This window comes from Streptomyces roseolus, assembly GCF_014649855.1.
GTDB lineage: Bacteria > Actinomycetota > Actinomycetes > Streptomycetales > Streptomycetaceae > Streptomyces > Streptomyces roseolus.
On the sequence record NZ_BMTV01000012.1, the window covers coordinates 13,515 to 27,581 of the forward strand.

Consider the following 14,067-nt stretch of genomic DNA (forward strand, 5'->3'; position numbering starts at 1 on the left):
AGGCCCCCGGGTTCCGCACCCGGGGGCCTTGCGCGTCCCCGCGATCGATCGCAAGATCCGGTCATGCTGAGGGGATTGATCAAGGGGGACAACGCCTTCGTCCCGACGGCCGCGCTGCGCGTCGCCGTCCGGGGCGGGGTGGACGTCGCGGCGCTGCTCGTGACGGAGCGGGGCAGGGTCCGCGGGGACGCCGACATCGTGTTCGACGGCGCGCCGGCGCACGTGTCGGGCGCGGTACGGCTGTCGCGCGGCGCGGACGGCGACGAGGAGGGCACGGTCCGGCTGGACGCCGACCTCACGGCCGTCGAGGAGGGGATCGCCCGCGTCCTCGTCGTCGCGTCGACGGAGGAGGGCACGCTGCGGGACGCGCGCGGCCTGGCGGTGGAGGTCTTCGGGCCGGACGGCGGGACGGTCGTGGCGTACGAGGTCACCGACGCGGGCTCCGAGACGGCGATGGTCGTCGCGGAGCTGTACCGCCGCTCGGGCGGCTGGAAGTTCCGCGCGGTCGGCCAGGGGTACGCGGACGGGCTGACGGGCCTCGCGGTGGACCACGGGGTGGACCCCGGCGAGGAGCCGCAGGAGGTCGTGGAACGGCCCCCGGCCCAGGCCGCCCAGGCCCCGGCGGAGGCCCCGGCGGAGGCCCCGGCCGAGGGCGCGCGCCTCACCCGGGACCAGCTCCTGGACATGACTCCGGAGCAGATCCGGGCCCTGGCGCAGGCCCGGACGCAGGCGCGGGCCCAGGAGCCCGGGACGGCGCCCGTCCCGCCCGTGCCGTCACCCGACCCGTCGGCCTGGGCGTGCGGGCCCGTCTTCGCGCCGAGGACCGTCACCGGCCGGCACAACGACGTGATCACCGTGAACGGCCTGCCGCCCGGTCCCGTCCTGGTCGAGCTGTCCGTGAAGGGCGACGGTTACACGGGGCTGTGGCCCCTCGACGACTCCAACGCCAAGGGGCGTTACCTCGTCAACAGCGGCGAGAAGGACTTCCGGGGCCGGGTGATCGCCACCGTCCCCGCGCACGGGCGGCTGCGCCTGCGGTTGGAGGCCGGCGGCTCCTGGGAGGTGCGGATCCTGCCCCTGGCGGAGGCCCGGCTCCTGTCGGAGGACCGGCTGGAGGGCTGGGGCCCCGACGTCCTGCTCCACACCCGGGGGACGGCCGACCTGACCTTCCGCTACAAGGGGAAGGACAACTTCATCGTCCACCTCCACCGGCTGGCGGGGCACACCGACCCGACCACGCTTCCGGATCCCGGAAGGGTCGCGGTCAACGAGATCGGAGCCCGCAAGGAGACCCTGCCGCTGCCGGAGGGCCCGCTCCTCGTCCGTCTGTCGGCCGCCGACGGCCTGTGGGACGCGCGCCTGAAGGACGTGCGTCCCCACAGCGGCGGCCGGGACGCCGGCGTCCCGGCGAAGCTGCCCGCGGCGCGCAGGGCGCGGGGCTGGCTGCGCCGGGCGAGGGACTGAGCCCGCCCGGCTACGGCAGCAGCTTCTGCGTCAGCGGACCGGCGACCGGCAGGTCCGCGACCGCGCCGCCCTGGGTGACGTGGTCGGTGACGAGGTGCGTGCCGACCGGCTTGAAGTCGGCGACCTGGGTGCCGATGCCGTTGGCGAGCGGGTCGACGCCGGTCTTGGCCAGGGGGTCCAGCTGGAGCCGGGTCAGCGGGCCGACCCCGTGGGTGACGCCGGACAGCGCGCCCGCCCCGGCCGCCGCGGCGTCCGTGCGGGTCAGCGAGTCCACCGGCAGCGGCACGGCGGCGCCCGGCACGGCCTGGGCGGCGGCGGCCGCCCCGAACACGGCGGCGCCGGCCGCGGTGACGCCGAGGCCTGCCTTGAACAGGAGGCCGCGACGGGGGTGCTTCGGCTCTGCGTGACGCGCCATGGAGTTCCTTCCGGGGGGTGAGCGGGCGGCCACCGACAGTAGTGGAGGTGTGATGCTCGATACCAACGGACCTCCTCGGTGGTCCCCTGGACGGGGTAATGCCTCACACTGGTGTCCCGTGAGTTCCCAACCGATCCCGACCCGGGTCGTCCTGCTCGCGGGCCCCTCCGGCTCCGGCAAGTCGTCCCTCGCCGCCGTCACCGGCCTCCCGGTCCTGCGCCTCGACGACTTCTACAAGGAGGCCGGCGACCCGTCGCTCCCGCTCGTCGAAGGAAGCGGTGACGTCGACTGGGACTCCCCCCGCTCCTGGGACGCGGACACCGCCGTCGCCGCGATCGTCGAGCTGTGCCGCACGGGCCGCACCGACGTCCCGGTGTACGACATCGCCAGCAGCTCCCGCACCGGCAGCGAACGCCTCGACATCGGACGGACCCCGCTCTTCGTCGCCGAGGGCATCTTCGCCGCCGAGATCGTCACCCGCTGCCGGGAGCTCGACGTGCTCGCCGACGCGCTCTGCCTGCGCGGCCGCCCGTCCACCACCTTTCGCCGCCGCCTCCTGCGCGATCTGCGGGAGGGCCGGAAGTCGGTGCCGATGCTGCTGCGCCGCGGCTGGCGCCTGATGCGCGCCGAGCGGGCCATCGTCGCCCGCCAGACCGCGCTCGGCGCCCACCCGTGCGCCAAGCCGGAGGCCCTCGGCCGCCTCGCCGCCGCGGCGGCGGGCCGTCACCGGACCCCGGCGGGCAGCACCACGTGACACGACGGAGCGGGCCGCACGAGACCCCCCGGACTCGTACGACCCGCTCCGCTTTCCTTCAGGCCCCTGTTTCCCCCCGCGGGGCCTCCCCCGTGCTTCCCCCGTGTCCCCCCGATCCTCAGGCGACCAACTCGCCGAAGGACTCCTCCTGGTCACGGCCGAAGCTCAGCACCTCGTCCTCGCGCAGCCGCCGCAGCGACCGCCAGATGCTCGACTTCACCGTGCCGACACTGATGTCCAGGATCTCCGCGATCTCCGGATCGGTCCGGCCCTCGTAGTAGCGGAGCACCAGCATGGTCCGCTGGAGCTCGGGCAGCCGGGCCAGCGCCTGCCACAGCACCGCGCGCAGCTCGGTGCCGCGCATCGCGTCCGTCTCGCCGACCGTCTCCGGCAGCTCCTCGGTCGGGTACTCGTTGACCTTGCGCCGGCGCCAGGCGCTGATGTGCAGGTTCGTCATCGTGCGACGCAGGTAGCCGCCGACGGCGGCCTTGTCGCTGATCCGGTCCCAGGCGCGGTACGTGGAGAACAGCGCGCTCTGGAGCAGGTCCTCGGCCTCGAAACGGTCACCGGTCAGGTGGTAGGCGGTGGCGTACAGGGAGGCCCGGCGCTCCTGGACGTAGGCCGTGAACTCGGCCTCCGACCCGGAACGCTCCCCCGTGGCCTCCCCGTACACCGCTCCCCCGTCAGCGACGGCGACCATGTACGGCGCCTTGCGCTGACGCCCGACGGTACGAACGCACCCCCGTCCGTTCACACCCCCGGACTTCTCGGTGCTCCGCACGTCGTGGAGACGCGTGACAACTGCGCTGTTGGTGGTGCCGTGCAGTGTGTTCATCTCGCGCCCCCCGTCGTTCGGAGTGAGTGTTTCGGTCCGTGTGCCAAGAAGCTTGCCCGGCGGACTTCATGGCGTTGTCCGCCGACTGTCACAGACGTGTCACAGGGGCGGCGACGGAAGCGCGCCTCCGGGCGGTCGAACTCGGACGGCACATGAGCCAGAATGACGTCCGTGCCTTTTCTGTTGCTGATCGAGGACGACGACGCCATCCGCACGGCCCTCGAACTCTCCCTGTCCCGGCAGGGCCACCGGGTGGCCACCGCCGCGTCGGGCGAGGACGGCCTGCAGTTGCTCAAGGAGCAGCGGCCCGACCTGATCGTGCTCGACGTCATGCTGCCCGGCATCGACGGCTTCGAGGTGTGCCGGCGGATCCGCCGCACCGACCAGCTGCCGATCATCCTGCTCACCGCGCGCAGCGATGACATCGACGTCGTCGTGGGCCTGGAGTCCGGCGCCGACGACTACGTCGTGAAGCCGGTGCAGGGGCGCGTCCTCGACGCCCGGATCCGGGCGGTGCTGCGGCGCGGCGAGCGGGAGTCGACGGATTCGGCGAGCTTCGGATCGCTGGTGATCGACCGGGCCGCGATGACGGTGACGAAGAACGGCCAGGACCTGCAGCTGACCCCGACCGAGCTGCGGCTGCTGCTCGAACTGAGCCGGCGGCCCGGACAGGCGCTGTCCCGGCAGCAGTTGCTGCGGCTGGTGTGGGAGCACGACTACCTGGGCGACTCGCGCCTGGTGGACGCGTGCGTGCAGCGGCTGCGGGCGAAGGTGGAGGACGTGCCGTCCTCGCCGACCCTGATCCGTACCGTGCGGGGCGTCGGTTACCGGCTGGACGTCCCTGCGTGACCCGGGGGAACAGGGGGGTCTTCGCGCGGCTGCGGCTGTCCAGCCTGCGCCTGCGGCTCGTCGTGGTGTTCGCGCTGGTGGCGCTGACGGCGGCGGTCTCGGCTTCGGGGATCGCGTACTGGCTGAACCGGGAGGCGGTCCTCGGGCGCACCCAGGACAGCGCGCTGAACGACTTCCGGCAGGAGATGCAGAACCGGGTGGCGACGCTGCCGCTGCGGCCGAACCAGGAGGACCTGCGGCGCACCGCCGAGGAGATGACGGCGGGCAGCGCCGGCTACCAGGTGCTGCTGCTCGGTGAGCGGGCCGTGGGCAAGCCGATCGTGGCCGCCTCGGACCCGGACGTGTTCACGCTGGCCGACGTGCCGGTGTCGCTGCGGGAGGCGGTGGACACCCGGCGGCCGGTGACGGACGCGAACCCGTATCCGTACCACCTGTTCTGGCAGCGGATCGAGCGGGGCGGGACGCCGTACCTGGTGGGCGGGACCCGGATCGACGGCGGCGGTCCCGCCGGTTACATGATCAAGTCGCTGGCGGCGGAGAAGGCGGACCTCGACTCGCTGGCGTGGTCGCTGGGGATCGCGACCGGCCTCGCGGTGATCGGTTCGGTGCTGCTCGCGCAGGTGGCGGCGACGACCGTGCTGCGGCCGGTGCGCAGGCTCGGCGAGGCGGCCCGGCAGCTCGGCGAGGGCAAGCTGGACACCCGGCTGCGGGTCTCCGGCGCGGACGAACTGTCCGATCTGTCGCGGACGTTCAACAGCGCGGCGGAGAACCTGCAGAAGAAGGTGGCGGACATGAGCGCCCGGGAGGAGTCCTCCCGGCGGTTCGTCGCCGACATGTCGCACGAGCTGCGGACGCCGCTGACCGCGCTGACGGCGGTGACGGAGGTCCTGGAGGACGAGCAGGACTCCCTGGACCCGATGATCGCCCCGGCGGTCGCCCTCGTGGTGTCCGAGACCCGGCGGCTCAACGACCTGGTGGAGAACCTGATGGAGGTGACCCGCTTCGACGCGGGCACCGCCCGGCTGGTCCTGGACGACGTGGACATCGCCGACCAGATCACCGCGTGCATCGACGCGCGGGCCTGGCTGGACGCGGTGGACCTGGACGCGGAGCGCGGCGTCGTCTGCCGGCTCGACCCGCGCCGGCTCGACGTGATCCTGGCGAACCTGATCGGGAACGCGCTGAAGCACGGCGGCTCCCCGGTGCGGGTCTCGGTCCGCACCGAGCCGGCCGCCGAGGGCGAGGAGGACCTGGTCATCGCGGTGCGCGACCACGGACCCGGCATCCCGGAGGAGGTGCTGCCGCACGTCTTCGACCGCTTCTACAAGGCGAGCGCGCAGCGGCCCCGCTCCGACGGCTCGGGCCTCGGTCTGTCGATCGCCATGGAGAACGCGCTGATCCACGGCGGGACGATCTCCGCCGCCAACTCGACGGACGGGGACGGCGCGGTGGACGGCGCGGTGTTCGTGCTGCGACTGCCCCGGGACGCGTCGGCGGTCGCCCGCGACCTGGGCACCGGCACCCGGCAGGGCGAAGGGGTGGACGCGTGAGGCTGCGTACGGTGGCGGTGGCGGCGCTCGCGGTGCTGGCGGTGCCGGCCACGGGCTGCGGGATCCGGACGACCTCGGTGCCGGTGGACGCGGGCGCGGCCCCGTCCCGGGTGCCGTGCAACGTGGCGGAGGCCGCGACGCCCGCGACGGGCGTGCCGGTGCGGGCGTTCCTGGTGTGCGGTTCGCAGCTGGAGCCGGTGGACCGCAGGTCGCCGCAGCCGGAGGACAAGGCGAGCGGCGATCCGGTGCGGACGGCGTCGGCACTGCTCGCGCAGCTCCTCGCGGAGCCCTCGGACGCCGAGCGGCAGGCCGGTTTCACCACGGCGGTACGGGCTCCGCTGAAGGTGGCGGGCGGCCGGGCCGGCGATCCGGCGGGCACGCTGCGGCTGAGCCGGCAGCCGGAGGACCTGGCGCCGGCGGCGCTGTCGCAGCTGGTGTGCACCTTCGCGGAGAGCTCGGCGGGCGCGGGCGGGCACACGGTGCTCCTCGCGGGCCCGGGGGCGTACCCGCCGAAGCGCTACCGCTGTACGACGGAGCTGCGGGAGCGGCCGGAGTCGGCCCCGCCGACGGCCCCCGCTCCGACGCCGGCGGGCTGAACCGGAACCGTTCGCGGCGCGGGCGGCGTCTAGGGGGGCGTGCAGCGTCAAGGTTCGGGCGGGAACGCCGCCGTGGTCGTCCGCGTGATCGGGTTCGTGCTCCTGGTCGCGCATCTGCTGCTCGTCGCCTGGGGCGGTCTGCTCCCACGGGACGTGGCCTGGGTGACCGCCCCGAACACGGTGCCGCTGGCCGGGCTCCGGGCCGATCTGGCCCTCGGGCCGGCCGAGGCGGCCCGGCTGATCGCCGAGGGACTGCTGCTGCTCGCCCCGCTGGGGGTGCTGCTCCCGATGTGCGAGGGGCGCCTCGACGTCTCGGGGTGGGGCTCGCTGGTCCGGACGACGGCGGCGGGGGCCCTGGTGTCGCTGGCCCTGGAGCTGTTGCAGACGGCGGTGCCGGGACAGGTCGTGGACGTGGACTCGGTGCTCCTGAACACGCTCGGGGTGGCCCTCGCGCATCTCCTGGTGGTGCCGGTGGCGCGGAGCCGGATGCGGCGTCGGCGGGCGGCCCGGGAGGCGCGTCCTCAGGGGCGTGTCGTGACCGGGAACGAGAGGGCTCAGGGTCGTACCCCGAGGATTCCCAGGGTTCCGATCGCCCGGTAGGCCGACGTCGAAGGGCGGGGCGGGGCGGCACCATGGAGTCATCGGGAGGCCCGACGGAGCGGCCGCCCGGATCCGACGAAGGAGCCCACCATGGCCGCACTTGTCCGCCCCCGTGAAGGCCGGATGATCGGCGGGGTGTGCGCGGCGCTCGCCCGGCGCTTCGGCACCTCCGCCCTGACGATGCGGGTGATCTTCCTGGCCTCGTGCCTGCTGCCCGGCCCGCAGTTCCTGCTCTACCTGGCGCTCTGGCTGCTGCTGCCGAGCGCGTCGCGGACGAAGGCGGCGGCCTGGTAGCCGTCACGACCCCGCCGCACGCCGAAGGGGCGCGGACCCGGTGGACCGGGTGCGCGCCCCTTCGGCATGGGGTGGTGCGGGTCAGCCGATCGGCAGGCCGCCGGCGCCGAGCGGGAGGCCGCCGAGCAGGCCGGTGACCTGGCCGAGCGGGGTGGCGCCGAGGGCGCCGGTGGCGGCGTCGGTCGGCAGGTTCTGGGTGGCCTGGCCGGCCGCCCCGGGGAGGGTCTTCACACCCTGGTCGAGGCCCTGGCCGAGGGCGCCCTGACCGGCGGCGAGGGACTCTCCGGCGCCGTCGGGGAGCTGGGTGAGGCCCTCGCCCAGCGGGGCGACCTGGCCCACGGTGGACAGGGCGTCCACGCCGTCCAGCGGGGCCGCGGAGGCCGTGCCGGCGGCGGCGGCGGCGAAAGCGGCGCCGAGGGCGGCGACACCGAGCTTCTTGGCGGCAGACTGCTTCATCTGAAAATCATCCTTGGCTTGGAGGGCGGAGCTTCGGGCCATCAGGAGAACGAATCCGGAATTGGGGAATCCGGACATGCAGAGCAGCTCCGCAAACTAACCGCCCCGCCTCCGCTCCGCAAACACCGGAAAGCCGCCGGGTGTCGTGCGCCCCGGCGGCCTCCGACCCCTCCCTCGCGCCTTCGCTCAGCCCTCCTGACCGGAAGAAGCGCTGGTCGTGGCGGTCTGCCGGAAAAGCCACTCGGATTTCAGTTCGGCATATCCGGGCTTGATCACGTCGTTGATCATGGCCAGTCGTTCATCGAAAGGAATGAACGCTGATTTCATCGCATTGACCGTGAACCACTGGATGTCGTCGAGCGTGTAGTCGAACGCGTCGACCAGGAGCTCGAATTCCCGGCTCATGCTGGTGCCGCTCATCAGCCGGTTGTCGGTGTTCACCGTCGCCCGGAAGTGGAGCCGGCGGAGCAGCCCGATGGGGTGCTCGGCGTACGAGGCGGCGGCGCCGGTCTGGAGGTTGGAGGTGGGGCACATCTCCAGCGGGATCCGCTTGTCGCGGACGTACGCGGCGAGCCGGCCGAGCCGCACCGAGCCGTCCTCGGCCACCTCGATGTCGTCGATGATCCGGACGCCGTGGCCGAGCCGGTCGGCGCCGCACCACTGGAGCGCCTGCCAGATCGAGGGCAGGCCGAAGGCCTCGCCGGCGTGGATGGTGAAGTGGTTGTTCTCCCGCTTCAGGTACTCGAAGGCGTCGAGGTGACGGGTGGGGGGATAACCGGCCTCGGCGCCCGCGATGTCGAAGCCGACGACGCCGTCGTCCCGGTAGCGGTTGGCGAGTTCGGCGATCTCCAGGGCGCGGGCCGCGTGCCGCATCGCGGTCAGCAGGGCGCCGACCCTGATCCGGTGCCCGGTCTCGCGGGCCCGCCGCTCGCCCTCGCGGAAGCCCTCGTTGACCGCCTCGACGACCTCCTCCAGGGTCAGGCCGGCCTCCAGGTGCTGCTCGGGGGCGTACCGCACCTCGGCGTAGACGACGCCGTCCTCGGCGAGGTCGACGGCGCACTCGGCGGCGACGCGGAAGAGCGCCTCGCGGGTCTGCATGACGGCGCAGGTGTGCGCGAAGGTCTCCAGGTACCGCTCCAGGGATCCGGAGTCGGCGGCCTCGCGGAACCAGACGCCGAGCTTGTCGGGTTCCGTCTCGGGCAGCTTCGAGTAGTCCTGCTCCCGGGCGAGTTCGATGATCGTGCCGGGGCGCAGTCCACCGTCGAGGTGGTCGTGGAGCAGCACCTTCGGGGCACGGCGGACCTGGTCCGCGGTGGGGACGTGGGATGTCTGGCTCGTCATTGCCGCACTCTAGCCCCTACGCGCGTAGAACGCGCCCCGTCGGCGCCGGGGACGACGCGGCTTTCCCGGGTGCGCGGCCGGACCCCGGCTGCCTACCCTGACCGCATGAGCACCGCGTCCGAACCCGCCGCGACCTCCTCCGCCGATCCCGCCGAACTCCGGCGCGTCCACGACTTCGTGTCCGCCTTCACCCGCCGACAGGCCGCCAGGACCGTCGACTTCCCCGGCGGCTTCGCCGCGCTCGACGACGCCTACGCCCACTCCCACGGCAACAACCACCTCCTCGTGGACGGCCCGACCGACCCCGGGGCCCTGCCCGGCCGCGCCGAGGAACTCCTCGCGCACCTTCCCCACCGGGCCGTGTACGTGCTCGACGGGCCCACCGCGGCCACCTGCGCGGAGCCGCTGGCCCGGGCCGGGTACACCCGCGCCACCGTCCTCCTCATGCGCCACGAGGGTCCGGTGCCGGAGCTCGGCGGGGCGCGCGAGGTGGACCTGCCGGCCCTGGAGGGCCCGGTCGCCGAGAGCTGGCGCCGCTTCCTGCCGGAGGCGGCGGACGAGGTGATCCGGCACCTGGTCGACCGCCGGGCCGCCCGCCTCCGGGGCGCGCCCGACGTCCGCTTCCTCGCCTCCCACGACGAGTGGGGCGAGGTGGCCGCCTGGGGCGACCTGTACCTGGACCCGGCCTCGGGGGTGGCCCAGATCGAGGACCTGGTGACGGCCGCCTCCCACCTGCGCCGGGGCCACGCCGGAGCGGTCCTGGACACGGCACTGCGCACGGCCGCGGCCGCCGGCTGCGGCACCGTCTTCCTCACCGCGCTCGCGGACGACTGGCCGCGGCACTGGTACGAGCGGCGGGGCTTCGTCCCCGTCGGCGCCGTGCACTGCTTCGAACGGGCATAGGCCGGAGGGAAGTTCGCCGCGGCGGCGATACGCAACAGAGACCGCGCGTACGACTGCCGTACACCTCGGCTTCTGAGACTGTTCTGTCATGGCGCAGTACGCACTCGTGGGGACTGCCGACGGCCGGAGACCCCGGCTCGGTCGGCCTGTCGGGGTTTCGCGGTCCGCGACGGCGGTGGGGGGCGTGGTGCTGCTCCTCCCCGACGGCGAGCCGGTGTCGGGCCGCCGGGCCTCGGTCCGGGCGCGCACGGCCGTGCTGCCGCTGGGGCGCGAACTCGCCCGCGCGGGACGGTCGGAGGGGCTGGTCGCGCAGGTGGTGCGTTACCGGGGGCGGGGCTGGAACGGCGCCGACGCGGAGCTCGCGGCGGACGCCTCCTGGGCGGTCGCCGAGGCGGTGCGCCGCTACGGCGACGTCCCCGTCTGCCTGATCGGCCACGGCATGGGCGCCCGGGCGGCGCTCCGGGCGGCCGGGCACCCGGCGGTCGGCGCGGTCCTGGCGCTCGCGCCCTGGCTGCCCGAGGACGACGTGGCCGCCGAACCCGAGCCCGTACGACAGCTGGTGGGGCGGCGGGTCCTCATCGTGCACGGCACCAACGACGCCCGCACCGACCCCGAACTCTCCTTCCGCTTCGCGGCCCGCGCCAAGAAGGCGAACCGCGAGACCTGCCGCTTCGAGGTGCACACGGACGGGCACGGGCTGCGCCAGTACGCCGACGAGGTGCGGGCGCTGGCCGCCGACTTCGTGCTCGGCGCGCTCTTCGCCCGCCCGGTCGCTCGGCCGCTCACGGACGCGATGGCGGCCCCGCCGCCGATCGGGCTCCGGATGCCGCTGGCGGCCGGCTTCGGCGCCGGTTCACGCCGGCGCTGACTCCTCCGGCGGCGGCTGGGACCCCTTCGGGAGGAGGTGGCCCCGACGGCTCAGGAGGAACTTCTTGAAGGCGGCCACCGGGGGCGTGTCCGGGTGGCCGTCCAGCCAGGCCACGCCGATCTCGCGGACCGCGCGCGGGGCGGTCACGGTCAGTTCCACGACGCCGGGGCGGGCCACGGCCGGCGGCGGCAGGAGCGCCACCCCGAGCCCGGCTGCGACCAGGCCGCGCAGGGTCTCGGCCTCCTCGCCCTCGAAGGCGACCCGGGGCGCGAAGCCGGCCTCCGCGCACAGGTCGTCGGTGATGCGGCGGAGCCCGTAGCCGGGTTCGAGGGTCACGAAGGTCTCCTCGGCGGCCTCGGCGAGCCGGATCCGGCGACGTCCGGCGAGCCGGTGGTCGTCGGGCACGACGAGCCGCAGCCGCTGCTCGTCCAGCCGGCGGCCGACCAGGTCGGGGGCGTCCGGCACCGGCGAGGTCAGACAGAGGTCGAGCTCGCCGGCGCGGAGCCGTTCGATCATCGCCTCCCCGTAGTTCTGGACGAGGGTGAAGCGGATCTTGGGGTGGTCCACCCGGAAGGCCCGGATCAGCGCCGGGACGGTCTCCGAGCCCATGGTGTGCAGGAAGCCGAAGGCGACCCGGCCCGCGGTGGGGTCCGCGTCGGCCCGTACGGTGTCGGCGGCCCGCTCGACCTCGGCGAGGGCCCGCTCGGCGGCGGTGAGGAAGCGGCGGCCGGCGGGGGTGAGCGCCACGGTCCGGCCGCGCCGGGCGAACAGCGCGACGCCCAGGTCCGCTTCGAGCCGGACCATCGCCCGCGACAGCGTCGACTGCGGCACGCCCAGCTCCGCCGCCGCCCGGGTCACGTGCTCGTGCCGGGCGACCGCGGCGAAGTACGCGAGCCGCGGAGCCAGTACCGGCCCCATGTCTTCTTCGTTACTGTTCGGTGACAGCCACGGCTGTGACCTGTACTCATGCGCCACGGGAACGATTACAGCAGATCCATGCATTGGACGCATGAAACCGGGCGACCTAGGTTCGGGGCATGCCTTCCGCCAGTACCAAGGCGGACGCCGCCACCCCCGCGTCCGCCGACACCGCAGCCGACACCCGTCTCGCCCCCGGCGCCCCCGGCCACCGCCGGATGAGCCTCGCGCTCTTCGCCGCCGGACTCGCCGCCTTCGCGCTCCTCTACTCCACCCAGGCCCTCCTCCCGGCGATCTCCGCCGAATTCGGCGCGACCGCCTCGGCCGCCTCCTGGACCGTCTCCGCCGCGACCGGCGCGCTCGCCCTGTGCGTGCTGCCGCTCAGCGCGCTGTCGGAGCGCTTCGGCCGGCGCACGATGATGACCGCCTCCCTGGCGGTCGCGGTCGGCGTGGCGCTCCTGGTGCCGTTCGCGCCGAGCCTGGAGGTGCTGATCGCGCTGCGGGCGCTGCAGGGCGCGGCGCTGGCCGGACTGCCGGCCTCGGCGATGGCGTACCTGGCCGAGGAGGTACGGCCCCGGGCGCTGATCGGCGCCATCGGCCTCTTCGTCGCGGGCAACTCGATCGGCGGCATGAGCGGCCGGATCGTCACCGGCTGGATCGCCCAGCTGTGGGGCTGGCGGGCGGGGCTCGCCGCGGTGGGCCTGACCTCGCTGCTGTGCGCGCTCGCCTTCCGGGCGCTGCTGCCGAAGGCCCGCCACTTCACCCCGGGCACGCTGAACCCGAAGGCGCTCGCGGCCACGGTGAAGGGGCACCTGGCGGACCCGCTGCTGATGCGCCTGTACGGCATCGGCGCGCTGTTCATGACGGTCTTCGGCGCCGTGTACACCGTGATCGGCTACCGGCTCGCGGAGGCGCCGTTCTCGCTGCCGCAGGGCGTGATCGGCTCGATCTTCCTGGTCTACCTGGTGGGCACGGTCTCCTCGGCGGCGGCCGGGAAGCTGGTCGGCCGGCTCGGCCGGCGCGGGGCCCTGTACCTGGCGGTCTCCACGACCGCGGCGGGGCTGCTGCTCTCGCTCTCCGGCTCCCTCGCGGCGGTCCTCGCGGGCCTGGTCCTCATCACGGCCGGCTTCTTCGCGGGCCACGCGGTGGCGTCCTCCGCGGTGAGCCGGACCGCGAGGACGGGCCGCGCGCAGGCCTCGGCGCTGTACCAGTCCGCGTACTACCTGGGCTCCAGCGCGGGCGGGACGCTCGGCGCGATCGCCTTCCACGCGGGCGGCTGGGCCGGGACCGTCGGCATCGGTCTGGTGGCGGTGCTCGGCGTCGTCTCGATCACCCTGTACGGCTCGCACAGCGCGCGCGTCGAGGCCCGCCGGATCCGTCCGGCAACGGCCTGAGCACGCCCGGGTGACCATACGGTCACGAGGCCGGTCGCGGTGCAACCACCGGGCTCCCCCGCCCGTCCCCCATGTCAGGACTCTAGGGGGAGTTGACGATCATGATCCGATTCGCGCACCGGGCGGGGAAGAGAGCCGGCATAGCCGCCGGCCTCACCTCGCTGCTCGTACCGGCCGCCCTCGTGCTGGGCGCCGCACCGGCCCAGGCCGCGTCGTGCAACGTGACGACGGGGCCGCACCAGAAGCAGGTCGAGAAGTTCCTCGGCCGCACCGTCGACGGGCGCCAGTCGGCCGCCGACTGCAAGGCGATCCAGGACTTCCAGCGCAAGCACGGCATCACCCCGACCATGGGGTACGCGGGCCCGCTGACCTGGCGCACCATGAACACGATGATCCAGCAGAAGGCGGCCGGGACCAACCCGAACAAGGACCGCAAGTGCCCGACGAACAAGGGCCGGATCGCCTGCGTGGACCTCACCCGCCAGCTCAGCTGGATCCAGGACGGCTCCCGCCTGAAGTACGGCCCGGTGCCGGTGCGCACCGGCAAGGACGGCACCGAGACGCGTACCGGCCTGAAGAAGGTCTACTGGCGGAACATCAACCACTGGTCGACGCTCTACAACGTCTCCATGCCGTACGCGCAGTTCTTCGACGGCGGCCAGGCCTTCCACTCGACGACCAAGTCGATGTGGAACCCGCCCGGCTCGGGCGGCTGCGTCAACATGCGCTCGGCCGACGCCAAGGCGTACTGGAACCTCCTGCGCAACGGCGACGACGTCTACGTCTACGGACGCAAGCCGGGAACCTGACCCCGGCTGTCGGTGCGCTGC

Annotated in this window: 16 protein-coding genes; 11 read left to right on the forward strand and 5 right to left on the reverse strand. The window is 73.9% G+C overall.

The annotated features are described in order from the left end of the window. Nucleotides 1-63: 63 nt before the first annotated feature. Nucleotides 64-1,464 (forward strand): TerD family protein, encoded by a 1,401-nt coding sequence (locus IE245_RS16035; RefSeq protein ID WP_189947926.1) that lies wholly within the window; start codon nucleotides 64-66, stop codon nucleotides 1,462-1,464. 10 nt (nucleotides 1,465-1,474) lie between these two features. Here the strand turns inward: IE245_RS16035 and IE245_RS16040 are convergent, their stop codons facing one another. Beyond that, nucleotides 1,475-1,879 (reverse strand): hypothetical protein, encoded by a 405-nt coding sequence (locus IE245_RS16040; RefSeq protein ID WP_189947928.1) that lies wholly within the window; start codon nucleotides 1,877-1,879, stop codon nucleotides 1,475-1,477. Between the two features lie 52 nt (nucleotides 1,880-1,931). On the opposite strand from IE245_RS16040, the gene IE245_RS16045 reads away from it, so the two are divergent. Next, nucleotides 1,932-2,633, forward strand: coding sequence for a uridine kinase family protein (locus IE245_RS16045; RefSeq protein WP_189947930.1), 702 nt, complete (start codon nucleotides 1,932-1,934; stop codon nucleotides 2,631-2,633). 118 nt (nucleotides 2,634-2,751) lie between these two features. Here IE245_RS16045 and IE245_RS16050 read toward each other — a convergent pair whose 3' ends face one another. Then, nucleotides 2,752-3,468, reverse strand: coding sequence for a SigE family RNA polymerase sigma factor (locus tag IE245_RS16050; RefSeq protein WP_189947932.1), 717 nt, complete (start codon nucleotides 3,466-3,468; stop codon nucleotides 2,752-2,754). Nucleotides 3,469-3,639: 171 nt separating this feature from the next. Between IE245_RS16050 and afsQ1 the strand changes: the two genes are divergently transcribed. From afsQ1 to IE245_RS16075, 5 genes are all read left to right on the forward strand, one after another. Beyond that, nucleotides 3,640-4,317, forward strand: a complete 678-nt coding sequence (afsQ1, locus tag IE245_RS16055; RefSeq protein ID WP_189947934.1) for a two-component system response regulator AfsQ1 — start codon at nucleotides 3,640-3,642, stop codon at nucleotides 4,315-4,317. Further along, nucleotides 4,314-5,867: an ATP-binding protein gene (locus IE245_RS16060; RefSeq protein ID WP_229851324.1), complete on the forward strand. Its 1,554-nt coding sequence runs from the start codon at nucleotides 4,314-4,316 to the stop codon at nucleotides 5,865-5,867. The genes afsQ1 and IE245_RS16060 overlap by 4 nt, the downstream gene beginning before the upstream one ends. Continuing rightward, complete coding sequence (locus tag IE245_RS16065; protein WP_189947938.1) at nucleotides 5,864-6,463, forward strand: hypothetical protein; 600 nt, start codon at nucleotides 5,864-5,866, stop codon at nucleotides 6,461-6,463. Before IE245_RS16060 ends, IE245_RS16065 begins: the two co-directional genes overlap by 4 nt. A 39-nt stretch (nucleotides 6,464-6,502) precedes the next feature. Beyond that, nucleotides 6,503-7,063 carry a VanZ family protein gene (locus IE245_RS16070; protein WP_189947940.1) on the forward strand — a complete coding sequence of 187 codons (561 nt, stop codon included), beginning with the start codon at nucleotides 6,503-6,505 and terminating at the stop codon, nucleotides 7,061-7,063. 90 nt (nucleotides 7,064-7,153) lie between these two features. Then, the gene (locus IE245_RS16075; RefSeq protein WP_189947942.1) at nucleotides 7,154-7,357 is read left to right on the forward strand and encodes a PspC domain-containing protein; all 204 of its coding nucleotides are present in this window, start codon (nucleotides 7,154-7,156) and stop codon (nucleotides 7,355-7,357) included. Nucleotides 7,358-7,438: 81 nt separating this feature from the next. Here the strand turns inward: IE245_RS16075 and IE245_RS16080 are convergent, their stop codons facing one another. Beyond that, nucleotides 7,439-7,813: a hypothetical protein gene (locus IE245_RS16080; RefSeq protein WP_189947945.1), complete on the reverse strand. Its 375-nt coding sequence runs from the start codon at nucleotides 7,811-7,813 to the stop codon at nucleotides 7,439-7,441. Between the two features lie 186 nt (nucleotides 7,814-7,999). Further along, nucleotides 8,000-9,154, reverse strand: coding sequence for an adenosine deaminase (locus tag IE245_RS16085; RefSeq protein WP_189947947.1), 1,155 nt, complete (start codon nucleotides 9,152-9,154; stop codon nucleotides 8,000-8,002). A 105-nt stretch (nucleotides 9,155-9,259) separates the two neighbouring features. Here IE245_RS16085 and IE245_RS16090 point away from each other — a divergent pair, with 105 nt between their 5' ends. Then, complete coding sequence (locus tag IE245_RS16090; RefSeq protein WP_189947949.1) at nucleotides 9,260-10,057, forward strand: GNAT family N-acetyltransferase; 798 nt, start codon at nucleotides 9,260-9,262, stop codon at nucleotides 10,055-10,057. Between the two features lie 88 nt (nucleotides 10,058-10,145). Next, the gene (locus IE245_RS16095) at nucleotides 10,146-10,925 is read left to right on the forward strand and encodes an alpha/beta hydrolase family protein (protein WP_189947952.1); all 780 of its coding nucleotides are present in this window, start codon (nucleotides 10,146-10,148) and stop codon (nucleotides 10,923-10,925) included. Here the strand turns inward: IE245_RS16095 and IE245_RS16100 are convergent. Beyond that, a complete protein-coding gene (locus tag IE245_RS16100) occupies nucleotides 10,911-11,900 on the reverse strand; it encodes a LysR family transcriptional regulator (protein ID WP_189947954.1) in 990 nt (329 codons plus the stop codon). The two genes, IE245_RS16095 and IE245_RS16100, sit on opposite strands and share 15 nt — an antisense overlap. Nucleotides 11,901-11,962: 62 nt before the next feature. Here IE245_RS16100 and IE245_RS16105 point away from each other — a divergent pair, with 62 nt between their 5' ends. Both IE245_RS16105 and IE245_RS16110 read left to right on the forward strand, forming a co-directional pair. Then, nucleotides 11,963-13,237 carry an MFS transporter gene (locus IE245_RS16105; protein WP_189947955.1) on the forward strand — a complete coding sequence of 425 codons (1,275 nt, stop codon included), beginning with the start codon at nucleotides 11,963-11,965 and terminating at the stop codon, nucleotides 13,235-13,237. Nucleotides 13,238-13,338: 101 nt separating this feature from the next. Beyond that, a complete protein-coding gene (locus IE245_RS16110) occupies nucleotides 13,339-14,046 on the forward strand; it encodes a L,D-transpeptidase family protein (RefSeq protein WP_189947958.1) in 708 nt (235 codons plus the stop codon). The last annotated feature ends 21 nt before the right edge of the window (nucleotides 14,047-14,067 follow it).